This is a genomic window from Paraburkholderia sp. RHO2, assembly GCF_050955445.1.
GTDB classification, from domain to species: domain Bacteria; phylum Actinomycetota; class Actinomycetes; order Mycobacteriales; family Mycobacteriaceae; genus Prescottella; species Prescottella agglutinans_A.
In genome coordinates, this window is the sequence record NZ_CP162617.1 from 2828260 (window position 1) to 2850978 (window position 22719).

Sequence of the window (22719 nt, forward strand, 5' to 3'; positions counted from 1 at the left end):
GCGATACAACTCGGCCCAGACGAATCTCGGCCACGATCACACTCCGATGCGGATATGAAAAACCGACACGGCACTGCGCTCACCTCGACCGTACCCTGAGAGTGCCGGTGCGTGTAGATGGACAGGCCGGGCGAATACCCGCGAACGCGACGGAAAATCAGCTCCCGGAAACCGCGAGGTATGCCTCGGCATCCAGCGTTCCGGCCAGCGCCTCGTCCAGCGCGGACTCGGACTCGACCTCGAGGTCCACGAGCCATCCCCCGCCGTACGGCTCGCTGTTCACCAGCTCCGGGCCGGTCTCCAGCTCGCCGTTGACCGCAACGACTTTCGCGGTGAGCGGCGCGTAGATGTCGGACACGCTCTTGGTCGACTCGACCTCACCGAACGAATCGCCGGCCGTCACGTCCTCGCCCTCGGCGGGCAGCTGCACGAAGACCACGTCGCCGAGCTGCGACTGCGCGAAATCGGTGATGCCCACGCGCACCGTCGTCGGACCGGTGCGCCGCACCCATTCGTGCTCCGCTGTGTAGCGCAGATCGGCAGGGGTAGCGAGCTCACTCACGGTGGCTTCCTTTCGCGGACGATCCGGCGAGCGGACCGAAGATCAGTTTCCGGGTTGAGCGTATTGGCGCGGTTTGATCTCCCGCAAGGCGGCGACCGTGACCTGCGGGGATTGTTCGATCCGGAGCTGTCCCCCGCTGCGTGCGACGGTGTCGACGACCCCGCCGGGGATGTTGAGCGCCGCGGCCAGGGTCGGTGGATCACCAATCGCGACGACGCGGAACGGAGCCGACACCTTCCGTCCGTCGACGGTGACGTTCCCACCACTGCCACTCACCCACGAGTCGACACCGATCCGGATCGGATCCGTTCCCGCGCCGCTGATCTCGATCGCCTCGGCCCCCGCGGCGCGCAATTCCTGGATGAGGTCGAGCAGCACCTCCGAGCCGACCGACCTGCCCGGGTCCTCGACGGTGAGCACGACGCCCGGCCCGGTCGCGGCCACGGTCCCCACCTGGATCGACAGGGCCGCGAGCCGGGACTTCGCCTCGTCGAGGGCGGCGCTGGAGCTGCCGCCGCCGGCCTCGAGTTTCGACAGGGTCTGTTCCAGCCCGGCGATCTCCTGCCGCAGCGCGGCCTCGCGCTGGTTCAGGTTGCCCAGGACGGCCAGCAGGTCCGCGGGGCGCGCCGAATCGAGGTTGTCGCCCGAACCGGTGCTGCTGACCTGTGTCGCGATTCCGACGCCCAGCGCGGCCATGAGCAGCACGGCGAGCAGTCCGAACCCGAACCGACGCCGGGGGCGGGTCGGCGACGGCATCTCGTGTCGGCCCTCGGTGCGCGGTTCGATCGTGTTCTCGTGGAGTCCTTCGGAGCCGGTGTCTGCTTCGGGTCGTTCCTCGTTGTCCTGCATGCCCGTCACGCTCCGAACAGGCGCCGGCGCAGGGCGGCCGCGTTGCCGAAGATCCGGATTCCGAGGACGACGATGATCGCGGTCGACAGCTGCGTTCCGACACCCAGTTGATCGCCGAGCCACACGATCAGCGCGGCGACGAGGACGTTGAACACGAAGGACACCACGAAGACCTTCGCGTCGAAGATCTCGTCGAGGTAGGCGCGCAGGCCACCGAACACGGCGTCGAGAGCCGCGACGACCGCGATCGGCAGATAGGGCTGGACGGCGTCGGGCACCTGCGGGCTGAACACGATCCCGACCACGATGCCGGCGACGAGCGCCAGCACTCCATAGAGCGCGTATCCGCCTTTGACGGTCTTCACGGTGCCCCCGTTTCCTGTGCGAACCTCGTTTCACGACCTGCCGCGGCGGGCAGCTGGAGGTCGTCGGACTCGGCGATGGTGAAACCCACGCCGTACAACTGATGGACGGTCGACATCCGCAGATAGGCGTCGCTGACGACGAATCCGGTCTGCAGTTTCGCCGGTGACCCGATCGCGGAGACCCGGTACGGCGACGGCACCGGCTGGTTGTCGACGAGCATCGCCCCGCCCGCCTGGCGGATCGTCACGGCCGGTCCGACGCGCACGTCACCGACCGAGACGGCCTCGGCGCCACTCGCCCACAACGCGTTGACGACGGATTGGAGGTCGCGGTCCAGGACGCCGGCCTGCGGCGATCCGGGCACCCGCTGCGACGAGTCGGACAGGTCCGGTCGCGCCGCCGGATCGGTGAGGGTGACGACGAGCCCGGGGCCGTGCACCGGCTCGCTCGCGGCGGCGGCGTCGAGGGCGTGCAGTTGGTGGAGAACCTGCGCGCCCTCGGCGTCACCGGCGAGGACGCTCGCCCGCAGGTCGTCGACGCGGACGGTGAGGTCGTCGCGGTTTCCGGCGAGGCTGCGGCCGCGTTCCTCGGCCGCACGGACCTTGGTCAGCATCTCGGTCCGGGTCTGGTCGGCGTCGCTCGCCGACGACGCGGCCTGTGCATAGGCGATGCCGAAGACCAGCCCGACCAGCGCCGCACCCACGGCGATCCAGGCACTCGCACCGACCCGGGTGGACTTCGCGTGCCCCTGCGCCCGGTCCTCGGCGGCGCCCGCGTACCCGGGATCGAGGTGGTCGTTCATGAGCGACTTCAGCAGCGACGGAACCGGATTCCGTCGCACCTGCCGCGGGGAGCCCGTCACGGTCCGCTCCGCGCGACGGCCGGCGGCACGGTGCGCGCGACGTCGGCGGCCTTGGCCAGATACAGGCCGCCGGTCCACACGTAGAGGACGGTTCCCCAGATCAGCAGCGCGTAGCCCCACGCGTGTGCGATTCCGGCGACGCCCCAGTCACCCTGCGCCGCCAGCACCAGGGGCATCGCGAACATCAGCGCGAATGTCGCGGCCTTGCCGAGGTAGATGACCTCGGGCGGCGGAAGTCCGCGACGGCGGTAGATCGGCAACGTCAATGCCAGGATCAGGTCCCGGCCGATCAGGATCGCCGCCACCCACCACGGGATGATGTCGCGCAGGACGAACGCGATCAGCGTCGTGATGACGTACAGCCGGTCGACGAACGGGTCGAGGAGCGCGCCCAGACGCGATGTCTGGTTCAGCAGGCGGGCGAGCTTGCCGTCGGCCCAGTCGGTGAAGCCGCTGAGCATGAGGATCGCCAGCGCCCAGCCGTCCGCGTGCGGGCCCAGCAGCAGGTACAGGAACAGCGGCACACCGGCGAGCCGGACCATGCTGAGGAGATTCGGGACGGTCAGGATGCGATCTTCGCCCCGCTTCGAGCCGGACTTCTGCTGTCCTACCGCGTCCACCAACATTCCTCTCGGGTCCTGTCCGCTGTCGGTGGCCAGCTTTCCACACCCGGTGTCGCATTTCAGGGACCGACCGTTCGGGGGTGAACGTGCTCGGGCCGGTAGGTCAGCGGATCCGGCCACTCCGCGGTACCCGCGCGATGGATCCGGCGGTGAGGCTGCCGAGGTAGATCCAGTCGGGCGTCACGCGCACCCCCGTCACAGGCGAGTAGCTGCCCTTTCCACCGCGCAGGCTCTGGACGACGCGGCCGTCGCCGTCGAGGCCGAGCAGCCACGCCCGGCGCTCCGGGTCCGGTTGCGCGACGCTCGGCAGGTTCGCGGCCAGCACCCGCAGGCCCGGATGCGGCGCCATCCGGTCCAGCAGCCGCATCCGTGGGCTGTAGAGCGCGACCCAGAAGATCCCGTCCGCGGTCTGGGACGTGACGTTGTCAGGGATCCCGGGCAGGTTGTCCGCCCACACCGACGCCGTCCCCGCGCGGGGTCCGGCCAGTTCGACGCGCTGTATCCGGTACGAACCGGTCTCCGCGACGACCACGTAGGATTCGTCGCTCGCGAGACCCACCCCGTTGGCGAACTGGAGCCCGTCCGCGAGCAGATCCATCTCGCCCGTACTCGGGTCGAAGCGCAGCAGTCGACCGGTGCCGCTGTGCTCGAGCAGGTCGAGCCGATGTTCCTCGAGCGTGAACCGCGACGACGAGTCGGTGAAGTACACGACGCCGTCCCGCGCGACGGCGGAGTTGTTGCACAACAGCAGGGGGCGCCCGAGCGCCGCGTCCGCGAGCACCTCCACCCGGCCGGTTTCGTCCACACGCAGCAGGCCCCGTCGGCTGTCGCACACGAGGAAGCGTCCGTCGTCCAGCACCTCCACTCCGAGCGGGCGCCCACCGGTGTGGGCGAGTTCGGTGGCGCGGCCGTCGGCGTCGAAGCGCCAGATCCGCCCGTCCTCGCCGCCGGTGATCACCCGTCCGTCGCCATCGACGGCCACGTCCTCGGGCCCGCGTCCGGTCGGCAGCTTCCACCGCTGCGCGGCGTCCAGTTCGCGGCTCGGCGCGAACACTCCCGCCTCGGGCGGGGCGGGTGGGGGTCGCCACGCAACGGGTTCGATGTTCGTGCGGTCGACGACGCTCAGGACCGATCGAAAGATGGTCACCGCCCCGACGCTAGTCGTGTGAGTGCGCGCCCACCCGGGAAATCACCGCCACGCGAAACTGGGCTGCGCCAACGCGCCCACCCGGGTGGGCCGGCCGTGCAGGACGACCTCGCAGAACTGGTGGATCACCGCACCCGTCGGCGCGTGGATGTGCTCGCCACGGAATGGCCAGCACGCAACCGATTCGGGTGATCCGGGGATCTCGACGAACCGGGTCGGCACGTCGAGTTCGTCGAGCGGTACCGCGAACACGTGCGCCACCTCGTCAGGGTTCGGCACGAGGGCGTCCACCGAATCCTCGGACCACACGACGAACGGCGTCATGACGTAGCCCGAGCGCGTCTCGTAGTCGTCGAGGCAGCCGAGCACGTCGTCGGGGCCGACCTCGATACCGAGTTCCTCGCGCAATTCGCGCAGCGCCGCGTCGCGGGCCGTCTCGCCGTCGTCGAGGCGGCCGCCCGGCAGCGCGAACTGTCCGGCGTGGGCGCGCATCTTCGCGGGCCGCAGCGTGAGCGGGAACACCGGGACGCCGTCCTCGTCACGCATCACCGCGATCACGACGGCCGCCGCGCGCCGGTCTCCCAGCGGAACCGTCCGCGCGTCGAACGCCCGCAGCCGCGATTCGATGTCCGCGCGGGTGGGCCTCGCCGTGTTCGTCATGTCCGCCTCCTGCACCCCGACCGTCGTTCGACCGATCATGCCCCACCGGGACACCGGTCTCGTTATCGTGGGAGCCTGCGATTGGGGCCCAGATGCGCACGTCACCGCGATCGATCGTCCGCCGCCTGTCCCGCGAGGTGCTGGATGTCGCGTTTCCGGACGAGAACGCGGCCTACTGGGTGCTGCCGTACGCACTCGGGGCGAACGACACCATCGAGGTGTCCGGCACGTACCCGTCGGCACGGTACGTCTCGCGCAACACCGACCGCACCGACCTCGACACCACCGACACGCTGCGGGACGACCAGCTCCTGCCCGGCCCCGGCAGCGGCAACCCGTTCTCCGATCCCGGGGCGCCGGGGCTTCCACCGGATCGGCGCCGGTGGCACGCCGATCCGGCCGCCACGATGGGCGCCCACTCCCCCGTAGTGGCGTACTGCTCGGCGGCGACCTCAGCGGCGCGGGGGTACGCGGGCTGTGTCGAGGGAGACCGGTGATGAGCTACGACATCCGGATTCGCGATCTGTCGGAGCAACCCACCGGGATCGTGCGGGGCGACGTCACGGTCGAGGCGATCCCCGCCTTCCTGGGGCCGGCCTTCGAGGCCGTGGTCCGTGCCGCGGCGGACCAGGACATCGAGATCGTCGGCCCACCGTTCGGGCGGTTCCTCCCGCTGCCGGGCGGCCGCTGGAACATCGAGGCCGGGTTCCCGCTCGCACGCACCCTCGCCGAGACGGGTCCGGTCGAGTCGGCGTCGCTGCCGGAGGGGCCGTGCGCGTGCACCGTGCACGCCGGCGGCTACGACACCGTCGAATCGGCGTATATCGCTCTGACGCAGTGGATCAGCGAGCACGGCTACGCGACGATCGGCGAGCCCTGGGAGTGCTATCTCGACGCGCCCGACGCCCCGCAACCCCGGACCGAAGTGTTCATGCCCGTCGTGCGTCCGGACTCCAACTGATCCGACCGCCGACCCGGCAGCGATCTTGTCGCCCTGGTAGGGCAAGATTTCGCTTCGTGACTCGCTCCACCCGGCTCGGCCTCCTCCTCGCGCTCTCCGCTTCCGTTGTGGCCCTCACCGGGTGCAGCAGCACACCCACCGACAGCGAGCCTGTCGTCATCTCCCGGACCACCCCGGATCCGACGACGACGCACCGGGCATCCGCAGCGCCGCGTCACGTCCCGACCACGTCCGCGTCGTCCGACACGACGACCGCCGAGATCCCGACCTCCCCGGCTCCGGTCGTCACACCCGACGCCGAGCAGAGCGACACCCTCAGCACCGAGGACCTGCTGTTCCTGTCGTACATCACCGAATTCACGCTCATGGAGAAGCCCGAAAGCGACCAGATCCGCCTCGGCCTGTCGATGTGCAACTCCCTGTACCGCGGCCAGAGCAAGCCCGACCTCACCGCCGAGTACCTCGGCGACGGCCGCTACACCAGGGCCGAGGTCGCGAACGTCCTGAGCGCCGCGACCGTCGCGTACTGCCCCGAATTCGCCTGACGGCGCGGTGTCCGCGTTGAGCGAGCCGATCCCCTACGAGCGCATGCGCCGACTCCTCGGCCTGCCCGATCTCCGCGTGGGCCCACCCGGGCGGTGGGCGGTGCGCAAGATCCGCACCGGCGAACGGTCGGGCCTGTGGGGCGTGTGGCCGTGCCCGGCCGCCGAGACCGCGAATCACCTTGTCGTCGAAGCGTTTCGTAGCTGGACCGACGCGATCGCGTGGGTGCGACGTGCCGTCGACGAACGCTGACGCGACGCCTCACGCACCGACCGCCCGGCCGGCGGCGAACGCGGACGCGCGCGCGACGAGGTGATCGCGCAGGCGTGACACCGCGGGCGTCGGACGGTGATGTCCCGCCGCGAGGCCGATGCTCCGCTCGCGCGCACCCTCGAGCCGAACGGCCACGACGCCCTCGTGGGGCGCTTCCGCGGCCGGCAGCAACGCGACACCCAGTCCGTGACCGACGAGCGCCCGGATCGTCTCGAACTCGGTGATCTCGAACGACACCCGGGGCGTGAATCCCGCCTCGGCGCACCACGAGTCGACGAGGTGACGCAGGTGGTACGACGGGGGGTTCGCGATGAACGCCTCGTCCGCGAGTTCTGCCAGGCCGACCTGCGCCCGGTTCGCGAGTCGATGGGTGTCGGCGACGTGTAGACGGATCGTCTGGCCGCCGAGGACGGTGACCGGCAGGTCCTCCGGCGGCGGGATCATCACGGCCAGGTCGAGTCGGCCGTCGCGCACCATCCCGGCCAGCGCATCACCGTGTGCCTGGACGAGGTGCAGCCGGATCCGCGGCGCCGCCGCGTGGAACTCCGCGAGCACCGAGGGCACGCTCACCGGCCCGAGCGTGAGGGGAAAGCCGAAGCGCACCAGCCCTGCCTCAGGATCCGCATTGTCCCGGACCACTCCGATCGCGTCGTCGAGGGCACCCACCAGGCGGTGTGTCCGCTCGAACAGATCGCGCCCCTGCGCGGTGAGCGCGATGCCCCGGCCGACCTGGTGGAACAGCTCGACCCCCAGCGTTCTCTCCAGGGACCTGATCCGCCTGCTGATCGACGACTGCGGAACCCCGAGCAACTCCGCCGCACGAGTGACGTGCCCCTCCGCCGCCACGGCGTCGAACGCGGCCAGCAGCGGCGCGACACCCTCCGCCGCAGACATGCGGAATTCATCCATATTCGGATCATAAAGGGCCCAATTCCGCATTGGACGGATCGTTCGACGGCGGTCCACGATGAGCCCTACACACCGAGGGAGGGCACGACATGACAGCGCAGACCCGTACCGATTCCGATCCCGAAGTCGCAGCAGACGTTCTGGACGTCGTCCTCGTCGGCGGCGGCATCATGTCCGCGACGCTCGGCGCACTGTTGTCCGCGCTGCAGCCGGACTGGTCGATCGTGATGCTCGAACGCCTCGGTGAGCCGGCTCAGGAGAGCTCCAACGCGTGGAGCAACGCCGGGACCGGGCATGCCGGGTTGTGCGAGCTCAACTACATGCCCGACCCGAGCGAGCCCGCCCGCGCCGCCGACATCGGCCGCCAGTACGGACTGTCGCGGCAGTTCTGGGCCTCGCTCGTCGCGAGCGGGGACATCGCCGATCCACGATCGGTCACCAATCCGACGCCGCACATGGACGTCGTCTTCGGTGCGCACGACATCGCATATCTGCGTGAGCGATTCGCGACGCTGCAGCGGCTTCCCCACTTCTCGGGCATGGAGTACAGCGAGGATCCCGAGACGATCCGAGCGTGGGCGCCGCTGCTCATGGACGGCCGCGATCCCGCCCAGCCGATGGCCGCGACGCGCCACACGGCCGGCACCGACGTCGACTTCGGCGCGCTGACCCACTCGCTGGTCGACGCGATGGTTACTCGTGGCGCCCGGGTGCGGACGCACCACGAGGTGACCTCGCTTTCTCGGTCCACGGACGGGATCTGGACTGTCGGTGGCCGAGACCGCACCTCTGGGCGTCGCTTCCGTCTGCGGTCGAAGTTCGTGTTCGTCGGCGCCGGCGGCTATGCCTTGAAGCTGTTGCAAAAGGCCAGGCTCCCCGAGGTCCGCGGGTACGGGGTCTTCCCGCTCGGCGCCCAGTTCTTCCGCACCGACGACCCCGAAGTGGTCGCGCGTCACGACGCGAAGGTGTACGGCCAGGCGGCTGTCGGCGCGCCGCCGATGTCGGTGCCGCATCTCGATCGACGGGTCATCGACGGGCAACCGTCGTTGATGTTCGGCCCCTACGCGACGTTCAGCACGAAGCTCCTCAAACACGGACGCCTGCGGGACCTGTTCACCACCATCCGTTTCCACAACGTCGCACCGCTGGTGGCCGTGGGGCTCCAGAATCTGGGACTGGTGCGGTACCTGATCGGCCAGCTGGCGGCCTCCCGGACCCGGAAGTTCCGCGAGCTCACCCGGTTCTACCCGACCGCGGATCCGGCCGACTGGGAGCTGATCCAGGCGGGACAGCGGGCGCAACTGATCAAGCCCGACCGGAAGAAGGTGGGTGTCCTGACCTTCGGCACCGAGGTGGTCACCGGCGCCGACGGCACGATCGCGGGGCTGCTCGGCGCCTCCCCCGGCGCCTCCATCGCCCCGCCCCTCATGGCGGAGCTGCTCGCGGAGTGCTTTCCGGAGCAGCACGCGCGGTGGCAGCCCACGCTGCACCGGTGGATGCCGGGCCTCGGTTCGGCTGTGACGTCGGACGACGACAGCACCCGAACCTAGCTCCAGTCCACCGCGGTTCCGGACGGGTCCACGAGCGTCCGGTTCCACTCGTTGAAGAGCCATGCATCGGGTGCGAGCGACTGGAGCGCGGCCTGCACCTCGATCAGCGTGTTGATCTCGTCCAGCGCGTCGTCGATGTCGGCGATCCCGATCCGAAGACACGCCGCCGCCTCGTGGGGAATCGCCGGGCAGTCGGCACGCGCCCGGAAGTCTGCAGGTCGGTGGAGTTCGACGGCGAATCTCGGGCCGTTCTGCCCGTCGGAGACCTCGAGAAGGTCGCCGCGGTCGACCACGTGCAGACCCGCGTCCTCCAGGTGCTTCCCTGCACGCAGCAGCGACACCGCCGACGACCCCGAAGCGAAGACGAAGCTCGAACTGCTGACCACGGCGCCTCCTGCACATCCACCCCGCCACCGACAGCATTTGCCTGCCGTCACTCGAACCGAGAGCGGTCAGGAGCCGAGCGAGCCCCCGTCGAGTGAGCCCAAGTCGAGTGAACCACCCGACGATCCGGCATCGACCGAGCCGGGTCCACCAGCTTGACTCCACCCCCGGCAGCCAGTGGTCATGAACCCGTCGTCGTCCGGATCGATGGTGACAGTGACCGGCCCGAAGGAATTCCCCTGCTCGATCGTGGCGACGCCGCCGAGAGGCAGCGCCTCGAGGCGGGCCCATGTGCAGGGCAGCAGGCCGCCAGGCCAGGCGCCGGCCGTCGTGTAGGTCCCCGGCTGAACGTCGACACCGACGCGGTAGACGCCGTCCACCAAGATCCGGCTCGCTTTCACGTCCGAAGATCCGGTATCAGCGGCTGATGCCACCCCAGCCCCGCCCACCGCGGTCGCAGCGGTGGCGGCAGCGGCGACCACACCGATCACCAACTTCGTTGGCTTCCGCACGGGCTTCACTGATCGACCAAGCATCTCGGATCCTCCCCCAAGTCGTCTCTCGCGCTCGGGCTGCGCGCCCGGGGGATCGTAGCCCGAACCCGACCACGGAGCCGGCGAAACACATGCACCGTTGCGAGCTGGCTATCGACGATGCGGCGTTTCCGCGATGAGGCAATCAGGTTCGCCACACTGCGGTGAACTCGGACCAAGGTCCACCTATGTGTGTTGATGAGAAGTCGTCGAAGCCCTTGGGCTCCCCGTTCGGTGAATAGTGACCGGCGAGGCTCCCGCCTTCAACCCACGTGCATCGGCGAACCGTAGATCTCGACGCTACCCGGCTTATTGCTGGCCGCGCCGCCGAGCGCTACCAGGGTTGATGTTGAGCCGAACATCCTCATGCACCACCGTGCACGGCACATCGTCGTCGTTGTCCGGGTCGCCAGAATCCGCAGGGTCCGGCAGTTCTGCAATCTGCTCGATGACGATCTGTGCTCGCGCCGCACCGGGATCAAACATCTCCTGAAACGGCCCGACGAACGACCCCGCAAGCCCGCGGCGCTTCGCCCGAATAGCCGCCCACCCGAACAGCACCAACGGGCCGACCATGGCGATCAGCACTAACAGTTCCCCCATGCCCGCGAGGGTACCGATGAGATTCGAACCCCATTGCCTCCGCGCCGGATTCTTGCCTCACTTCCAGGCGATTGCGGCACTACCAGTCAACTGAACGACATCTACCTACGCCGAGAATCGCTGCACCAGTGTCGACCAGGTCGGCACGCGCGCTCCGGTGCGCGCGCCGGGTGCACCAATCGGATTGACGCGGCGGCGGGTACTCCCCGTGCAGGCCGGCGCTGTTCGTGGGAGCCGGATGCGTGATCCGCGCGGCCTCTGGTCTCTGGCGTTCGAGATCACCCGCGGTTATGCGAGAGCGTCGCAGAGCGTCCGAAGATGCAGAAAACCCTGGTGAGAAGTACTCTCACCAGGGTTTTCCTCGGTCGGGCTGACAGGATTTGAACCTGCGACCACTTGACCCCCAGTCAAGTGCGCTACCAAGCTGCGCCACAGCCCGTCCACGCCCTCGTTCGGGCGCCTCAGAAGATTACAACAGTGTCGCCAGGGAAAGCGAATCGCCTGGTCAACACCCCTGGACGGCCCCGCTGAGGCGCTGTCGCACGGGGTTTTCGACCGTCCCGTTCCGAACCCGCGTCGATGTCCGGTGTGGTCGGGACGAAACCCGTGCGACAGCGCACTACGTCAACGGTTGCGCCGGTCCCGCTTCTCCCGCACACGCACCGAGATGCGCACGGGGCTGCCGTCGAAACCGAACTCCTCACGCAGGCGACGCTCCAGGAAGCGGCGGTAGCCGGCCTCGAGGAAGCCCGTCGTGAACAGCACGAACGTCGGCGGGCGGGTGCCTGCCTGGGTCGCGAACATGATGCGGGGCAGGCGCCCACCACGCATCGGCGGCGGCGTGGCCGCCACGACCTCCTTGAGCCACGTGTTCAGGCGCCCGGTGGGAATGCGCTTGTCCCACGACTCGAGCGCCGTCTCGATCGCGGGCACGAGCTTCTGGACGGCGCGGCCGGTGTGCGCAGAGATGTTCACCCGCTGCGCCCACGGGACGCGGACCAGCTCGCGGTCGATCTCCTTCTCGAGCATGTACCGGCGGTCCTCGTCGACGAGGTCCCACTTGTTGAACGCGAGCACCAGGGCGCGGCCGGCATCGGCCACCATGGACAGCACGCGCAGGTCCTGCTCGGTCATCGGCTTCGACGCGTCGATCAGCAGGATCGCGACCTCGGCGGCCTCGATCGCCGACTTGGTGCGCAGCGACGCGTAGAACTCGTGACCGCTCGCATGGCTGACCTTCTTGCGCAGGCCGGCGGTGTCGATGAACTTCCACACCTTGCCGCCGAGCTCGACGAGCGAGTCGACAGGGTCGACGGTGGTGCCGGCGACGTCGTGGACCACCGAGCGCTCGTCGCCGGACAGCTTGTTGAGCAGGCTCGACTTGCCGACGTTCGGCTTGCCGACCAGGGCCACACGACGTGGCCCGCCGACACCCGAGCCCTCGCGCGGGGTCTCGGGAAGCACCGCCAGCACCTCGTCGAGCAGGTCGCCGGTGCCGCGACCGTGGGTGGCACTGATCATGTGCGGTTCGCCCAGACCGAGCGACCACAGCGCCGCGGCCTCGGCCTCGGTGCGCGCGTCGTCGACCTTGTTGGCGACGAGGAGAACGGGCGTCTTGGAGCGGCGCAGCACCCTGACAGCCGCCTCGTCCGTCGCGGTGGCACCGACGACGGCATCGACCACGAGCAGGATCGCGTCGGCGGTGTTCATGGCGTGCTCGGCCTGTCGGGCCACCGACTGCTGCAGCCCCTTGGCGTCGGGCTCCCAGCCGCCGGTGTCCTGCACCATGAACCGGCGCCCAGCCCACGTCGCGTCGTAGGACACGCGGTCACGGGTTACGCCCGGGAAGTCCTCGACGACCGCTTCGCGGCGGCCGATGATCCGGTTGACCAGCGTGGACTTGCCGACGTTGGGCCGTCCCACGATCGCGACCGTCGGAACCGCCACGTGCTCCTCGGCCTCGTCGCCTTCGAGGAAGTCGGCGAGGTCCCAGTCGGATTCCTCGCTCCAGATGCCGTCGCCGGCGAACCCGCCGTCGGAGATGTCGCTGACAAATTCGTCGGTCACTGCACTGCTCCAGTTCTGTCGCCTACCACCAGCAGCAACCTGCCGATCACGTCTTCGATACCCAGTTCACTCGTGTCCACCGTCACCGAATCCTCCGCCGGACGCAACGGAGATACCGCGCGGGTGGAATCGAGGTGGTCGCGGCGCTGCACGTCGGCGAGGACGGCGGCGAAGTCGTCTCCCCGCCCCTCGGCGATGTTCTGGGAGTTGCGCCGCATGGCCCGGGCCTCCGCGGAGGCCGTCAGGAAGATCTTCACGTCGGCGTCCGGCAGCACAACGGTGCCGATGTCGCGTCCCTCGACGACGATCCGCTCGGCCTGCAGGGCGATCCGCCGCTGCAGGTCGACCAGGAAGGTGCGCACCGCGGGAACCGCTGACACCGCCGACACAGCCTGTGTCACGGCGGCGCCGCGGATCTCGTCGGTGACATCCTCACCGTCGAGCTGCACGCCGTCCTGCTCGGGGTCGGTACCGATGCTCAGCGGCAGCGACGCGGTGGCCTCGGTGATGGCCTGAGGATCCGTGACGTCGACGCCGCAGCGCAACACGTGCAGTGTCGCGATCCGGTACATCGCGCCGGTGTCGAGGTAGCGCGCGCCCAGGGCTGTCGCGACCCGGCGGGACACGCTGGACTTACCGGTGCCCGACGGTCCGTCGATCGCGACGACCAGTGGTCCGCCGTTCGTCATGCTCACAGGCCGACCGCCCCGTACAGGCTGCCGACCTCGCCGCGGCCCAGCACACGCAACGTGCCCGGGCGCCCGTCGCCGAGCGCGACCGCGCCGATGTCGGTGCGGACCAGGCGCACCACCGGGTGCCCGACGGCGTCGAGGAGACGACGCACGATGTGCTTGCGTCCCTCGTGCAGGACGATCTTCACCAGCGACTTGCCGCCGTTGATGTCGAGGAGCTGGAACGCGTCGACCTTCGCCGGCCCGTCGTCGAGCTCGACGCCGGCCTTGAGGGTCTTGCCGACGCTGCGGTCGACGACACCCTGCACGGTGGCCAGGTACGTCTTCGGCACCTCGTACGAGGGGTGCATCAGCCGGTGCGCGAGGTCGCCGTCGTTGGTCAGCAGGATCAGACCCTCGGTGTCGGCGTCGAGACGGCCGACGTGGAAGAGCCGCTGACCGGCGGACACGCGTTCGGAGACGATGTCGCCGATGCACGGGCGTCCGAGGTCGTCGGACATCGTGGACTGCCAGCCCCGCGGCTTGTTCAGCGCAATGTGGACCAGGTCCTTCTTGACGACGACGCGGATGCCGTCGACGCGGACGACCGCGTTCTCGGGATCGACGCGCAGGCCCTGCTCGACGACGATGCGGCCGTCGACCTCGACGCGGCCCTGGTCGATGAGTTCCTCGGCGGCGCGGCGGGAAGCGACTCCGGCCTGGGCGAGCACCTTCTGCAACCGCACTCCGTCGCCCTTCATGGGCGCGAGATCACGGTCGACCTCGGAGTACTGGTGCTTGGCGGGCTTCGCGTTGCTGATCTTCGGAGTCTGCGCCTGGGTCTGGGCGCGCTGGGGCTTGGCCGACTTCGGCTTGCCCCGCTTGTTGAGCTGCTTGTTCGCAGCGGTCGAGCGGGCGGCACCCTTGGCGGGCTGCCTGGTCTTGCGGTCCGGTGTGCCATCACGGCGAGCGGGCTTGTTCACTTTTCGATCCCTGTCAGTTTTCGATGTCGATCTCGGGGTCCGGCGTAGTTGCCGACCTCAGTGACGATGGAGTCCTCCCCATTCTCGCAAATCGCGGATCGGCTTCGAGACTCTCACTGATGTCATCGATCACATCTACGTCCGGCAGCAGCGGCGCGAGCGGCGGCAGATCCGTCAGCGAGGCCAGCCCGAGGCGCTCGAGGAACAGTTCGGTCGTGGCATATGTGGTGGCGTTGGTCTCCGGGTCGGGACCGGCCTCGGTGACGAGTCCGCGGGCCAACAGGGTGCGGATGACGCCGTCGACGTTGACACCGCGCACGGCGCTGATCCGGGTCCGGGTGAGCGGTTGCCGGTAGGCGATCACCGCGAGCGTCTCGAGCGCCGCGCGGGTCAGCTTCGAACGGGCACCGCCCTGCAGCAGGCGCTCGACGTACGGCGCGTACTCGGTGCGGGTGTAGAACCGCCACCCGTCGCCCGCGAACCGCAGGTCGATGCCGCTGCCGCGGGCGGTGAGGTCGTGGGACATCGTGCGCAGCGTCGTCTCGACCCGCGCCTCGGACTCGCCGAGGGCCGACGCGAGCATCGCCGGAGAGGCCGGGGTGTCGACAACCAGCAGCATCGACTCGAGCGCGGCCGCCAGGCGTTCGTCGGTCATCGCCGCGAACTCGTCCTCGAACGGGCTCACGTCCTCGGTGTCGACCGACGTCATCCGTAGTCCTCCTCGCTCGCGGGCGCGGCCGCGCTCTCACCGGTCCAACACACCAACAGATCTCCCAGTGGCTCGGGTTGCTCGAACAGCACCGAGCGCTCCCGATACAGCTCGAGCAGCGCCAGGAAACGCGCCACGATCTGCACGGGCATCTCACACTCGGCGATCAGCTCCCCGAACGGGGTCCACACGCCGGGACCGCGTTCGCGCAGCAGTTCCAGGACGCGGGCCGCCTGCTCGGGCACCGACACCGTCGGCACGTGCAGGTGGTCGAGGCCGACCTTCGGAACCGGTCGCGGGCGGAACGCGGTCGCGGCGATCTCGGCGAACTGGCGCGGATCGACGCCGAGCAGCACCTCGGGGAGCAGATCCACATAGCGGTCCTCGACCGACACCGACCGCGGATACCGCCGCCGTGCGGCTGCCTCCAGCTCGCCGAACAGTTGCGCCACCTGCTTGTAGGCCCGGTACTGCAGAAGTCGTGCGAACAGCAGGTCGCGCGCCTCGAGCAGGGCGAGGTCCTCGTCGTCGTCAACCTCACCGGCCGGCAGCAGCCGCGCCGCTTTCAGGTCCAGCAGCGTCGCCGCAACCACCAGGAACTCGGTGGTCTGATCCAGGCCCAGTTCGCTGCCGAGGCGGCGGGTGTAGGAGATGAATTCGTCGGTCACCTCGTGCAACGCAACCTCGGTGACGTCCAACTGGTGTTGGCTGATGAGCGTCAGCAGCAGGTCGAACGGACCCTCGAAATTGCGCAGGCGTACCCGGAAGCCCGGACTGTCCCCGCCCTCTGTCTCCGTATGCGCTTTCTCGACCCCCGACGCGACGTCCGTGCTCACCGGGCGCAGCGGTGGATGACCTCGCGGGCGAGGGCCCGGTAGGCCTCCGCGCCACCGGACTTGGGCGCCCACGTGGTGATCGGCTCCCCCGCGACGCTGGTCTCGGGGAACCGGACGGTGCGGTTGATGACGGTGTCGTAGACGAGATCGCCGAACACCTCGACGACGCGCGACATCACCTCGCGGGCATGCAGGGTGCGGGCGTCGAACATCGTCACGACGATGCCCTCGAGCGACAGGCGCGGATTGAGGCGGTCGCGCACCTTGTCGACGGTGTCGTTGAGCAGCGCGAGCCCGCGCAGCGAAAAGAACTCGCATTCCATCGGGATGATCACGCTGTCCGCGCACGCGAGCGCATTGACGGTGAGCAGGCCCAGCGACGGCTGGCAGTCGATCAGCACATAGTCGTAGCGGTCGAGCACCGGGTGCAGCACGCGGCCGAGCGTCTGCTCGCGGCCCACCTCGGTGACGAGCTGGATCTCCGCCGCCGACAGGTCGATGTTGCTGGGCAGCAGGTCGAGGCCGTCGATGCGGGTCCGCATCAGCACGTCGTCGATCGGGGTGCGTTCGACCAGCAGGTTGTGGACGGTCAACTCCAGATCGTGGTGCGCCACACCGAGTCCCGCGGACAACGCCCCTTGCGGATCGAGGTCCACCAGCAGCACCCGGCGCCCGTGCTCGGCGAGCGAGGCGCCCAGGTTGATCGTCGATGTGGTCTTTCCCACACCGCCCTTCTGATTGCACATCGCGATGATCCGGGCGGGTCCGTGATCGACAACGGGCCCGGGTTCCGGCACCTCACGCAACGGCCGGCCGGTGGGCCCGAGCGGCACCACGTCCCTGCATTCGATGTCTCTTGCATACGACAGCGCATCCCCGGAAAACGGGTGCGCGGGCTCCGCGTGCTGCGGCTGCGGTGTCACCACGGTCCGATGTCCCCTGTCCTGTCGTTCCCGTCCTGTCTTCCAGCTGATTTCGTAACGCTACCGCTTCGTGACCTCAAACGACGGCCAACACGCACCGGGTCAGCGGGCACGTGGGTGCGCCTGCGCCCACACCTCGCGCAGCGCGCTCACAGTCACCATCGTGTAGATCTGCGTCGTCGTCACTGACGAATGCCCGAGCAATTCCTGGACTACGCGCACGTCCGCGCCGCCGTCGAGCAGGTGCGTCGCGAACGAGTGCCGCAGCGTGTGCGGCGAGACCGCGACGGTGATCCCGGCTTTCTCCGCGGCGTCGTGCAGGACCTGCCACGCGCTCTGCCGCGACAGTCGGCCACCGCGGGCGTTGAGGAACAATGCTGGCGTGCCGCGCGCGACCAGACCGGGCCGGCCGCGGACCAAATAGTTGTCGATTGCCACGATCGCGGGGCGACCGACCGGCACGATGCGCTCCTTGCCACCCTTGCCGCGCAGCAGCACCGACCGCGACTGGGTGTCGAGATCGTCGACGTCGAGCCCGACGGCCTCCGAGATGCGCGCACCCGTCGAGTACAGCAGCTCGAGCAACGCCCGGTCGCGCAGCGTGCGCGGATTGTCGGAGGCCCCGTCGCCGCCGGCGGCATCGAGGATCGAGAGCACGTCGTCGAGCGGTAGAGACTTCGGCAGACGTCGGCCCGGCGTCGGGGGCTTCACCGACCGCGCCACGTCCGCCGTCGTCACGCCCTCCGCGGCGGCGAACCGGTGCAGTCCACGCACCGCGATCAGCGACCGAGCCGACGAACTGGGCGCCAGCGCAACGGTCCCCGTTTCCGGATCGCCGCGCCGCAGCGCGACCACGAACTCGCTGACGTCGGACTCCCCAACCGCGCGAAGATCGTCGATACCCCGGTCGGCAAGGAACCGCGCGTACCGGTTCAGGTCACGCCGATACGAGCTGAGGGTGTTGCGCGCGGCGCCGCGCTCGACGGCCAGGTGGTCCAGATACGTGTCGATCTGGCCGCCCAGCACCGTCATGCGGATTCGCTGTCGGTCCGACCATGCTTGCGACGCGCGAACGTGTCGGGCCGATCGACCCAGTCGGCGTCCGGCTCCCGCAGGCCGTCGCCCCGCGTGCGGGCCGCGGCGAGCGCGAGGATGCCAGACACGGCCGTGGCGTTGACGATCTCCCCGCGCAGCGCCATCGTCACCGCGTCGTCGAGCGGGACGCGGGCGATCTCGAGGTCCGCCTCCTCGTCGTGGGCGTCGGGCCGGCCGATGTCACGCAGGCCGGTCGCGAGGAACACCCGCACGGATTCGTCCGTGAATCCCGGGGACAGCGCGACGTCGACGAGGACGGACCAGTGGTCCGCCGCCAGGCCGGTCTCCTCCACGAGTTCGCGCCGGGCGGCGTCGAGTGGATCCTCGCCCGGTTCGTCGAGCAGCCCGGCCGGCAGCTCCCACAGGCGACGGCCGAGCGGATGCCGGTACTGCCGGATGAGAACCAGCCGATCGGCGTCGTCGAGCACCGCGACGGCAACCGCGCCGTGATGCTCGACGACCTCCCGATCAGCTTCGCGCCCTCCGGGCATCGCGACCCGGTCCACCCGCAACGCGACGATCGCGCCGCTGTACACGTCGCGCGAGGCGACGGTGTGGAACTCGTGCTCCCCCGGCAGGCTCATCGGCGACCGCTATCCGACGCTGTCCGCGGTGGTCGACTCGACGGTCGCCTCCGGCGTGACGTCGACCGGCAGCCGTCCGGCGGCCTTGTAGTCCAACGCCGCGCCGATGAACGCCGAGAACAGCGGGTGCGGACGGGTCGGGCGGCTCTTGAGCTCCGGATGTGCCTGCGTCGCAACGAAGAACGGATGCTTGTCGGCGGGCAGCTCGACGAACTCGACGAGGTGTCCGTCCGGCGAGGTGCCGGAGAACTGCAGACCGCTCTTGGCGATGCGGTCGCGGTAGGCGTTGTTGACCTCGTAGCGGTGGCGGTGGCGCTCGGAGACGTTCTCGCTGCCGTACGCCTTCGCGACCACGGAGCCCTTGGCGAGCACCGCAGGGTAGGCGCCCAGACGCATCGTGCCGCCCAGATCCGCCTCGCCGGCGACGATCTGCTCCTGATCGGCCATCGTCGAGATGACGGGGTGCTTGGTGTCCTGATCGAACTCCTCGGAGTTCGCGTCCTTCAGGCCCACCGAGCGGGCCGCCTCGATCACGACGGCCTGCAGACCCAGGCACAGGCCCAGCAGCGGGAGCTTGTTGGTGCGGGCGTAGCTGATGGCGCCGAGCTTGCCCTCGATGCCGCGGATGCCGAAGCCGCCGGGAATCAGGACCGCGTCCACGTCACCGAGCGCCGCCTGCGCACCCTCCTCGGTCTCGCACTCGTCGGACGGCACCCACGAGATGTCCACCTTCGAGTGGTGCGCGAAGCCGCCGGCCCGCAGCGCCTCGGTCACCGACAGGTACGCGTCGGGCAGGTCGACGTACTTGCCGACCAGCGCGACCTTGACGGTCTCGCGCGGGTTGTGAACGCGCTCGAGCAGGTCGCCCCACACGGTCCAGTCGACGTCGCGGAACGGCAGGCCCAACTGGCGCACGACGTAGGCGTCGAGGCCCTCGCTGTGCAGCACCTTCGGGATGTCGTAGATGGACGGCGCGTCAGGCGTCGAGATGCAGGCGTCGACGTCGACGTCGCACATCAGCGCGATCTTCGCCTTGAGCGCCTGCGGCACGTCGCGGTCGCAGCGCAGGATCAGCGCGTCCGGCTGGATACCGATGTTGCGCAGCGCGGCCACCGAGTGCTGCGTCGGCTTGGTCTTGAGCTCACCGGACGGGCCGAGGTACGGCACCAGCGAGACGTGCAGGAAGAAGACGTTCTCCCGACCGACGTCGTGGCGCACCTGACGGGCCGCCTCGAGGAACGGCTGCGACTCGATGTCGCCGACCGTGCCGCCGATCTCGGTGATCACGACGTCGGGGACCTGACCCTGCGCGTCGGCGCCGGCCATCGCGATGATGCGGCTCTTGATCTCGTCGGTGATGTGCGGGATCACCTGGACGGTGTCGCCCAGGTACTCGCCGCGGCGCTCCTTCGCGATGACCGCCGAGTAGACCTGCCCGGTGGTCACGTTGGCGAAGGCGTTGAGGTCACGGTCGAGGAAACGCTCGTAGTGTCCGACGTCCAGGTCGGTCTCGGCGCCGTCCTCGGTGACGAAGACCTCGCCGTGCTGGAACGGGTTCATCGTTCCGGGGTCGACGTTGAGGTAGGGGTCGAGCTTCTGCATCGTCACGCGCAGTCCGCGCGCGGTGAGCAACTCGCCGAGGCTGGAAGCGGTCAATCCCTTACCGAGGGAGGAGGCGACACCCCCGCTCACGAAGATGTGCTTGGTGGCGCTACGCGAATGAATGCGTGACTGTGGCAAAGGGGCTCCCGTGACGACTGTGCAGGACTTGGTCTGAGATGAAGCATGCTGGGGCCTGCCGACCCACGGGACTTCACGGTAACACCTGTCGCCCGGGAACCGTGCACGACGCTCCCGGTTTCCGAGCGACAGGCGTCACATCCGTGCTACGGCTTCGGCGCGCCGACCGTGACCGCGGTGGCGCCGGGGCCCGTCCCGTAACGCCCGGAACCGCCTCCCAGCTGCTCCTGAAGTGCGAGAACGGTGGTGATCCGACCCGCCTCCCGGTCCACGTCGTCGACCGTCGACAGCACTGCCGTCACCGCGGCGTCCGCGCGCGCGACCGCGATCGGGCCGTTGCCCTCGGCGGCGGCCGGCGGTCCGGCCAGCACGGTGCCTGCGCCGCGGCCGTCGAGGGCGCCGGCGAAGCGGGCGATCACTGCGCCACGGTTGCCGCTGGTGTTCTCCGGGTCGCCGCTGCCGGTGAGGACGACCGCCAGCTGAGCAGGCTGGACGTTGCCGTCGTACTCGATGAAGCCGCCGCCGCGCAGCGTCTCCAACGCCAGCGTCCGCTCCTCCGGCGTCGTCTGCGGCTGCGCCGTCTGCGGGTTGAGAAGCAGCACCGAGCCCAACAGGTCGCCCGCCAGGCTGCCCTGGTCGACGGCACCGGTCCGCAGCTGGATGCCGGCGGGAATGATGTTCGTCACGGTCGTCCGCAACTGGTCCCCGTTCACGGAGTCGACGAACGACTCGGTGAGCGCGACCCGGCCGGTCACCGAACCGCCGGCCTGCGACACCGACCGCTGCACGCCTTCGATGTCACCGGGATCGGCATCCGGGGTGGTCACCACGATCACCGATCGCTGCGCGAGGGTGTCGCGGAGGATCCGGTCCGAGACGGCCGAATCGAATCCGTCGGCGGCGGTGAGCTGCTCGCCGAGCTGATTGTTCTGCTCGTTCAGGTTCTCGATCTCGTTCTGCAGTTCGGCCTTGTCGTCCCGCAGTCCCGACAGCATGCCGTTCGAGAGCAGGCCGGAGCCCAGGACCACGCCGATCGCGAGGGCCAGGAAGATCGCCGCTATGGAGATGGCGTGTTGACGCATCGAAATCACTTGAAGAGCCCCTGAACCCACAGCGCGAAGCTGTTCCACGTATCGATTGCCCAGTCCACTGCCTCGCCGCCGACGTTGGAGACGGCCAGCGCGACGATCACTGCGGTCAATGCCGCGAGCACCAGCAACGCGATCGCCGCACCGGACACCCGGCTGCGGTACAGCGTCGCGACGGCCTTGGCGTCCACGAGCTTCGGCCCCACCTTCAGACGGGTCATGAACGCCGCCGGGTTGGCGTCCCGCCGGCCGCGGTCGAAGAACTCGTCGAGCGAGACCGTGCTGCCGACGGTGACGATCAGCGACGCGCCGTGGTGGTCGGCCAGCAGCAGCGCCAGGTCCGACGGCGACGCCGACGCCGGGAACGTCATGGCTCCGATGCCCAGATCCTGGATGCGGGACAGGCCCTGCGCGTGACCGTCCGGGTCGGCAGGCAGCACCACCTCGGCACCGCACTTGAGCGTCTCACTGGTGATCTCGTCCGGGTCGCCGACGATGAGGTCGGGACGGTAGCCCGCCTTCGTGAGCGTGTCCGCGCCCGCGCCGACCCCGACGAGGATCGGCGAGTACTCCTTGATGAACGGCTTGAGCGCCTTCAGGTCGGCCTGATGATCGGGGCCGTCCGCCACGACCACGACGTGCCGGTCCTCGAGGTCGACGTCGATGTCCGGGACGCCGACCCCATCGATGAGCAGCGGACTCTCCGACCGGATGAACTCGATCGTGTTGCCGGAGAAGGCCTCCAGGTGGTCGACGAGGCCGGTCTTGGCCTCGATCATCCGATCGGAGATCTCGGCCTCGGTCTGTTCCTGTCCCTCGGCGAGCGTGCGCTCACCCGCGTAGACGACACCTTCGTGCAGACGGATCTTCGACCCGTCCTTGATCGACTTGAAGACCTCGGCGCCGGCCGAGTCGATCAGCACGATGCCGTTCGCGACCAGGACCTCGGGTCCCAGGTTGGGGTAGCGCCCGGTGATCGACGGGGACGCGTTGACCACGGCCAGGACGCCGGCGGCCACCAGAGCGTCCGCGGTGACCCGATCCAGGTCGATTTCGTCGAGCACGACGACGTCACCGTGCCCGACGCGGCGCAGCAGCTTGCCGGTGTCGCGGTCGACCCGAGCGATGCCACTGATACCGGGGAGGGTTTCGGTCTTACGGGAGAGCAGCGCCGGCATCTTCATGACCTCGATGATCA

27 protein-coding genes and 1 tRNA gene are annotated in these 22719 nt (G+C 69.2%); 5 read left to right on the forward strand and 23 right to left on the reverse strand.

Annotated elements, in window-relative coordinates; translation table 11 throughout:
• Positions 1-157: 157 nt before the first annotated feature.
• From gcvH to ABTV10_RS13040, 7 genes are all read right to left on the reverse strand, one after another.
• A complete protein-coding gene (gene gcvH, locus ABTV10_RS13010) occupies positions 158-562 on the reverse strand; it encodes a glycine cleavage system protein GcvH (protein ID WP_499027494.1) in 405 nt (134 codons plus the stop codon).
• A 42-nt stretch (positions 563-604) separates the two neighbouring features.
• Positions 605-1411: a DUF881 domain-containing protein gene (locus ABTV10_RS13015; protein ID WP_499027496.1), complete on the reverse strand. Its 807-nt coding sequence runs from the start codon at positions 1409-1411 to the stop codon at positions 605-607.
• 5 nt (positions 1412-1416) lie between these two features.
• The gene (locus ABTV10_RS13020; protein WP_433604293.1) at positions 1417-1776 is read right to left on the reverse strand and encodes a small basic family protein; all 360 of its coding nucleotides are present in this window, start codon (positions 1774-1776) and stop codon (positions 1417-1419) included.
• Entirely contained in the window at positions 1773-2639 is an 867-nt protein-coding gene (locus ABTV10_RS13025; RefSeq protein ID WP_499027497.1) for a DUF881 domain-containing protein, read from the reverse strand. The genes ABTV10_RS13020 and ABTV10_RS13025 overlap by 4 nt, the downstream gene beginning before the upstream one ends.
• Positions 2636-3259 carry a cardiolipin synthase ClsA gene (clsA, locus tag ABTV10_RS13030; RefSeq protein ID WP_499027499.1) on the reverse strand — a complete coding sequence of 208 codons (624 nt, stop codon included), beginning with the start codon at positions 3257-3259 and terminating at the stop codon, positions 2636-2638. Before clsA ends, ABTV10_RS13025 begins: the two co-directional genes overlap by 4 nt.
• Positions 3260-3365: 106 nt before the next feature.
• Positions 3366-4409 (reverse strand): SMP-30/gluconolactonase/LRE family protein, encoded by a 1044-nt coding sequence (locus tag ABTV10_RS13035; RefSeq protein WP_499027501.1) that lies wholly within the window; start codon positions 4407-4409, stop codon positions 3366-3368.
• 42 nt (positions 4410-4451) lie between these two features.
• Positions 4452-5069: an NUDIX hydrolase gene (locus tag ABTV10_RS13040; RefSeq protein ID WP_499027502.1), complete on the reverse strand. Its 618-nt coding sequence runs from the start codon at positions 5067-5069 to the stop codon at positions 4452-4454.
• Positions 5070-5161: 92 nt separating this feature from the next.
• On the opposite strand from ABTV10_RS13040, the gene ABTV10_RS13045 reads away from it, so the two are divergent.
• Genes ABTV10_RS13045 through ABTV10_RS13060 form a run of 4 tightly spaced genes read left to right on the forward strand, consistent with a single transcriptional unit; the run spans position 5162 to position 6825 of the window.
• A complete protein-coding gene (locus tag ABTV10_RS13045; protein WP_499027503.1) occupies positions 5162-5566 on the forward strand; it encodes a hypothetical protein in 405 nt (134 codons plus the stop codon).
• Positions 5566-6030 carry a GyrI-like domain-containing protein gene (locus tag ABTV10_RS13050; protein WP_499027504.1) on the forward strand — a complete coding sequence of 155 codons (465 nt, stop codon included), beginning with the start codon at positions 5566-5568 and terminating at the stop codon, positions 6028-6030. Before ABTV10_RS13045 ends, ABTV10_RS13050 begins: the two co-directional genes overlap by 1 nt.
• Before the next feature lie 56 nt (positions 6031-6086).
• Complete coding sequence (locus ABTV10_RS13055; protein WP_433604306.1) at positions 6087-6575, forward strand: DUF732 domain-containing protein; 489 nt, start codon at positions 6087-6089, stop codon at positions 6573-6575.
• 16 nt (positions 6576-6591) lie between these two features.
• A complete protein-coding gene (locus ABTV10_RS13060; protein WP_499027506.1) occupies positions 6592-6825 on the forward strand; it encodes a hypothetical protein in 234 nt (77 codons plus the stop codon).
• 9 nt (positions 6826-6834) lie between these two features.
• Here the strand turns inward: ABTV10_RS13060 and ABTV10_RS13065 are convergent, their stop codons facing one another.
• Positions 6835-7755: a LysR family transcriptional regulator gene (locus ABTV10_RS13065; RefSeq protein ID WP_499027508.1), complete on the reverse strand. Its 921-nt coding sequence runs from the start codon at positions 7753-7755 to the stop codon at positions 6835-6837.
• Positions 7756-7844: 89 nt separating this feature from the next.
• On the opposite strand from ABTV10_RS13065, the gene mqo reads away from it, so the two are divergent.
• Entirely contained in the window at positions 7845-9305 is a 1461-nt protein-coding gene (mqo, locus tag ABTV10_RS13070; protein ID WP_499027510.1) for a malate dehydrogenase (quinone), read from the forward strand.
• On the opposite strand, the gene ABTV10_RS13075 is transcribed toward mqo, so the two are convergent.
• The 15 genes from ABTV10_RS13075 to steA all read right to left on the reverse strand — a co-directional run bounded on the left by ABTV10_RS13075 (position 9302) and on the right by steA (position 22705).
• The gene (locus ABTV10_RS13075; protein WP_499027512.1) at positions 9302-9691 is read right to left on the reverse strand and encodes a hypothetical protein; all 390 of its coding nucleotides are present in this window, start codon (positions 9689-9691) and stop codon (positions 9302-9304) included. The genes mqo and ABTV10_RS13075 overlap by 4 nt on opposite strands.
• A gap of 66 nt (positions 9692-9757) precedes the next feature.
• Positions 9758-10201, reverse strand: coding sequence for an Rv1352/Rv1906c domain-containing protein (locus ABTV10_RS13080; RefSeq protein ID WP_499027513.1), 444 nt, complete (start codon positions 10199-10201; stop codon positions 9758-9760).
• Between the two features lie 330 nt (positions 10202-10531).
• A complete protein-coding gene (locus tag ABTV10_RS13085; protein WP_499027515.1) occupies positions 10532-10825 on the reverse strand; it encodes a hypothetical protein in 294 nt (97 codons plus the stop codon).
• Between the two features lie 365 nt (positions 10826-11190).
• Positions 11191-11264, reverse strand: a tRNA-Pro gene (locus tag ABTV10_RS13090).
• A gap of 185 nt (positions 11265-11449) precedes the next feature.
• Positions 11450-12892 carry a ribosome biogenesis GTPase Der gene (gene der, locus ABTV10_RS13095; RefSeq protein ID WP_499027517.1) on the reverse strand — a complete coding sequence of 481 codons (1443 nt, stop codon included), beginning with the start codon at positions 12890-12892 and terminating at the stop codon, positions 11450-11452.
• Positions 12889-13581 (reverse strand): (d)CMP kinase, encoded by a 693-nt coding sequence (cmk, locus tag ABTV10_RS13100; RefSeq protein WP_499035172.1) that lies wholly within the window; start codon positions 13579-13581, stop codon positions 12889-12891. Before cmk ends, der begins: the two co-directional genes overlap by 4 nt.
• 2 nt (positions 13582-13583) lie before the next feature.
• Positions 13584-14546: a pseudouridine synthase gene (locus ABTV10_RS13105; protein ID WP_433604325.1), complete on the reverse strand. Its 963-nt coding sequence runs from the start codon at positions 14544-14546 to the stop codon at positions 13584-13586.
• A gap of 13 nt (positions 14547-14559) precedes the next feature.
• Complete coding sequence (scpB, locus tag ABTV10_RS13110; protein ID WP_499027519.1) at positions 14560-15255, reverse strand: SMC-Scp complex subunit ScpB; 696 nt, start codon at positions 15253-15255, stop codon at positions 14560-14562.
• Entirely contained in the window at positions 15252-16091 is an 840-nt protein-coding gene (locus ABTV10_RS13115; RefSeq protein WP_499027521.1) for a segregation and condensation protein A, read from the reverse strand. The genes scpB and ABTV10_RS13115 overlap by 4 nt, the downstream gene beginning before the upstream one ends.
• On the reverse strand, positions 16088-17017 hold the full coding sequence (locus ABTV10_RS13120) for a ParA family protein (RefSeq protein WP_499027523.1): 930 nt from the start codon (positions 17015-17017) through the stop codon (positions 16088-16090). Before ABTV10_RS13120 ends, ABTV10_RS13115 begins: the two co-directional genes overlap by 4 nt.
• Positions 17018-17116: 99 nt before the next feature.
• Positions 17117-18046 carry a site-specific tyrosine recombinase XerD gene (xerD, locus tag ABTV10_RS13125; RefSeq protein WP_499027525.1) on the reverse strand — a complete coding sequence of 310 codons (930 nt, stop codon included), beginning with the start codon at positions 18044-18046 and terminating at the stop codon, positions 17117-17119.
• Entirely contained in the window at positions 18043-18693 is a 651-nt protein-coding gene (locus ABTV10_RS13130) for an NUDIX domain-containing protein (protein WP_499027527.1), read from the reverse strand. The genes xerD and ABTV10_RS13130 overlap by 4 nt, the downstream gene beginning before the upstream one ends.
• A 9-nt stretch (positions 18694-18702) precedes the next feature.
• Positions 18703-20418, reverse strand: a complete 1716-nt coding sequence (gene pyrG / locus ABTV10_RS13135) for a CTP synthase (RefSeq protein WP_499035174.1) — start codon at positions 20416-20418, stop codon at positions 18703-18705.
• Between the two features lie 161 nt (positions 20419-20579).
• Positions 20580-21515: a copper transporter gene (locus ABTV10_RS13140; RefSeq protein WP_499027528.1), complete on the reverse strand. Its 936-nt coding sequence runs from the start codon at positions 21513-21515 to the stop codon at positions 20580-20582.
• A 5-nt stretch (positions 21516-21520) separates the two neighbouring features.
• Complete coding sequence (gene steA / locus ABTV10_RS13145; protein ID WP_433613462.1) at positions 21521-22705, reverse strand: putative cytokinetic ring protein SteA; 1185 nt, start codon at positions 22703-22705, stop codon at positions 21521-21523.
• Positions 22706-22719 lie beyond the last annotated feature (14 nt).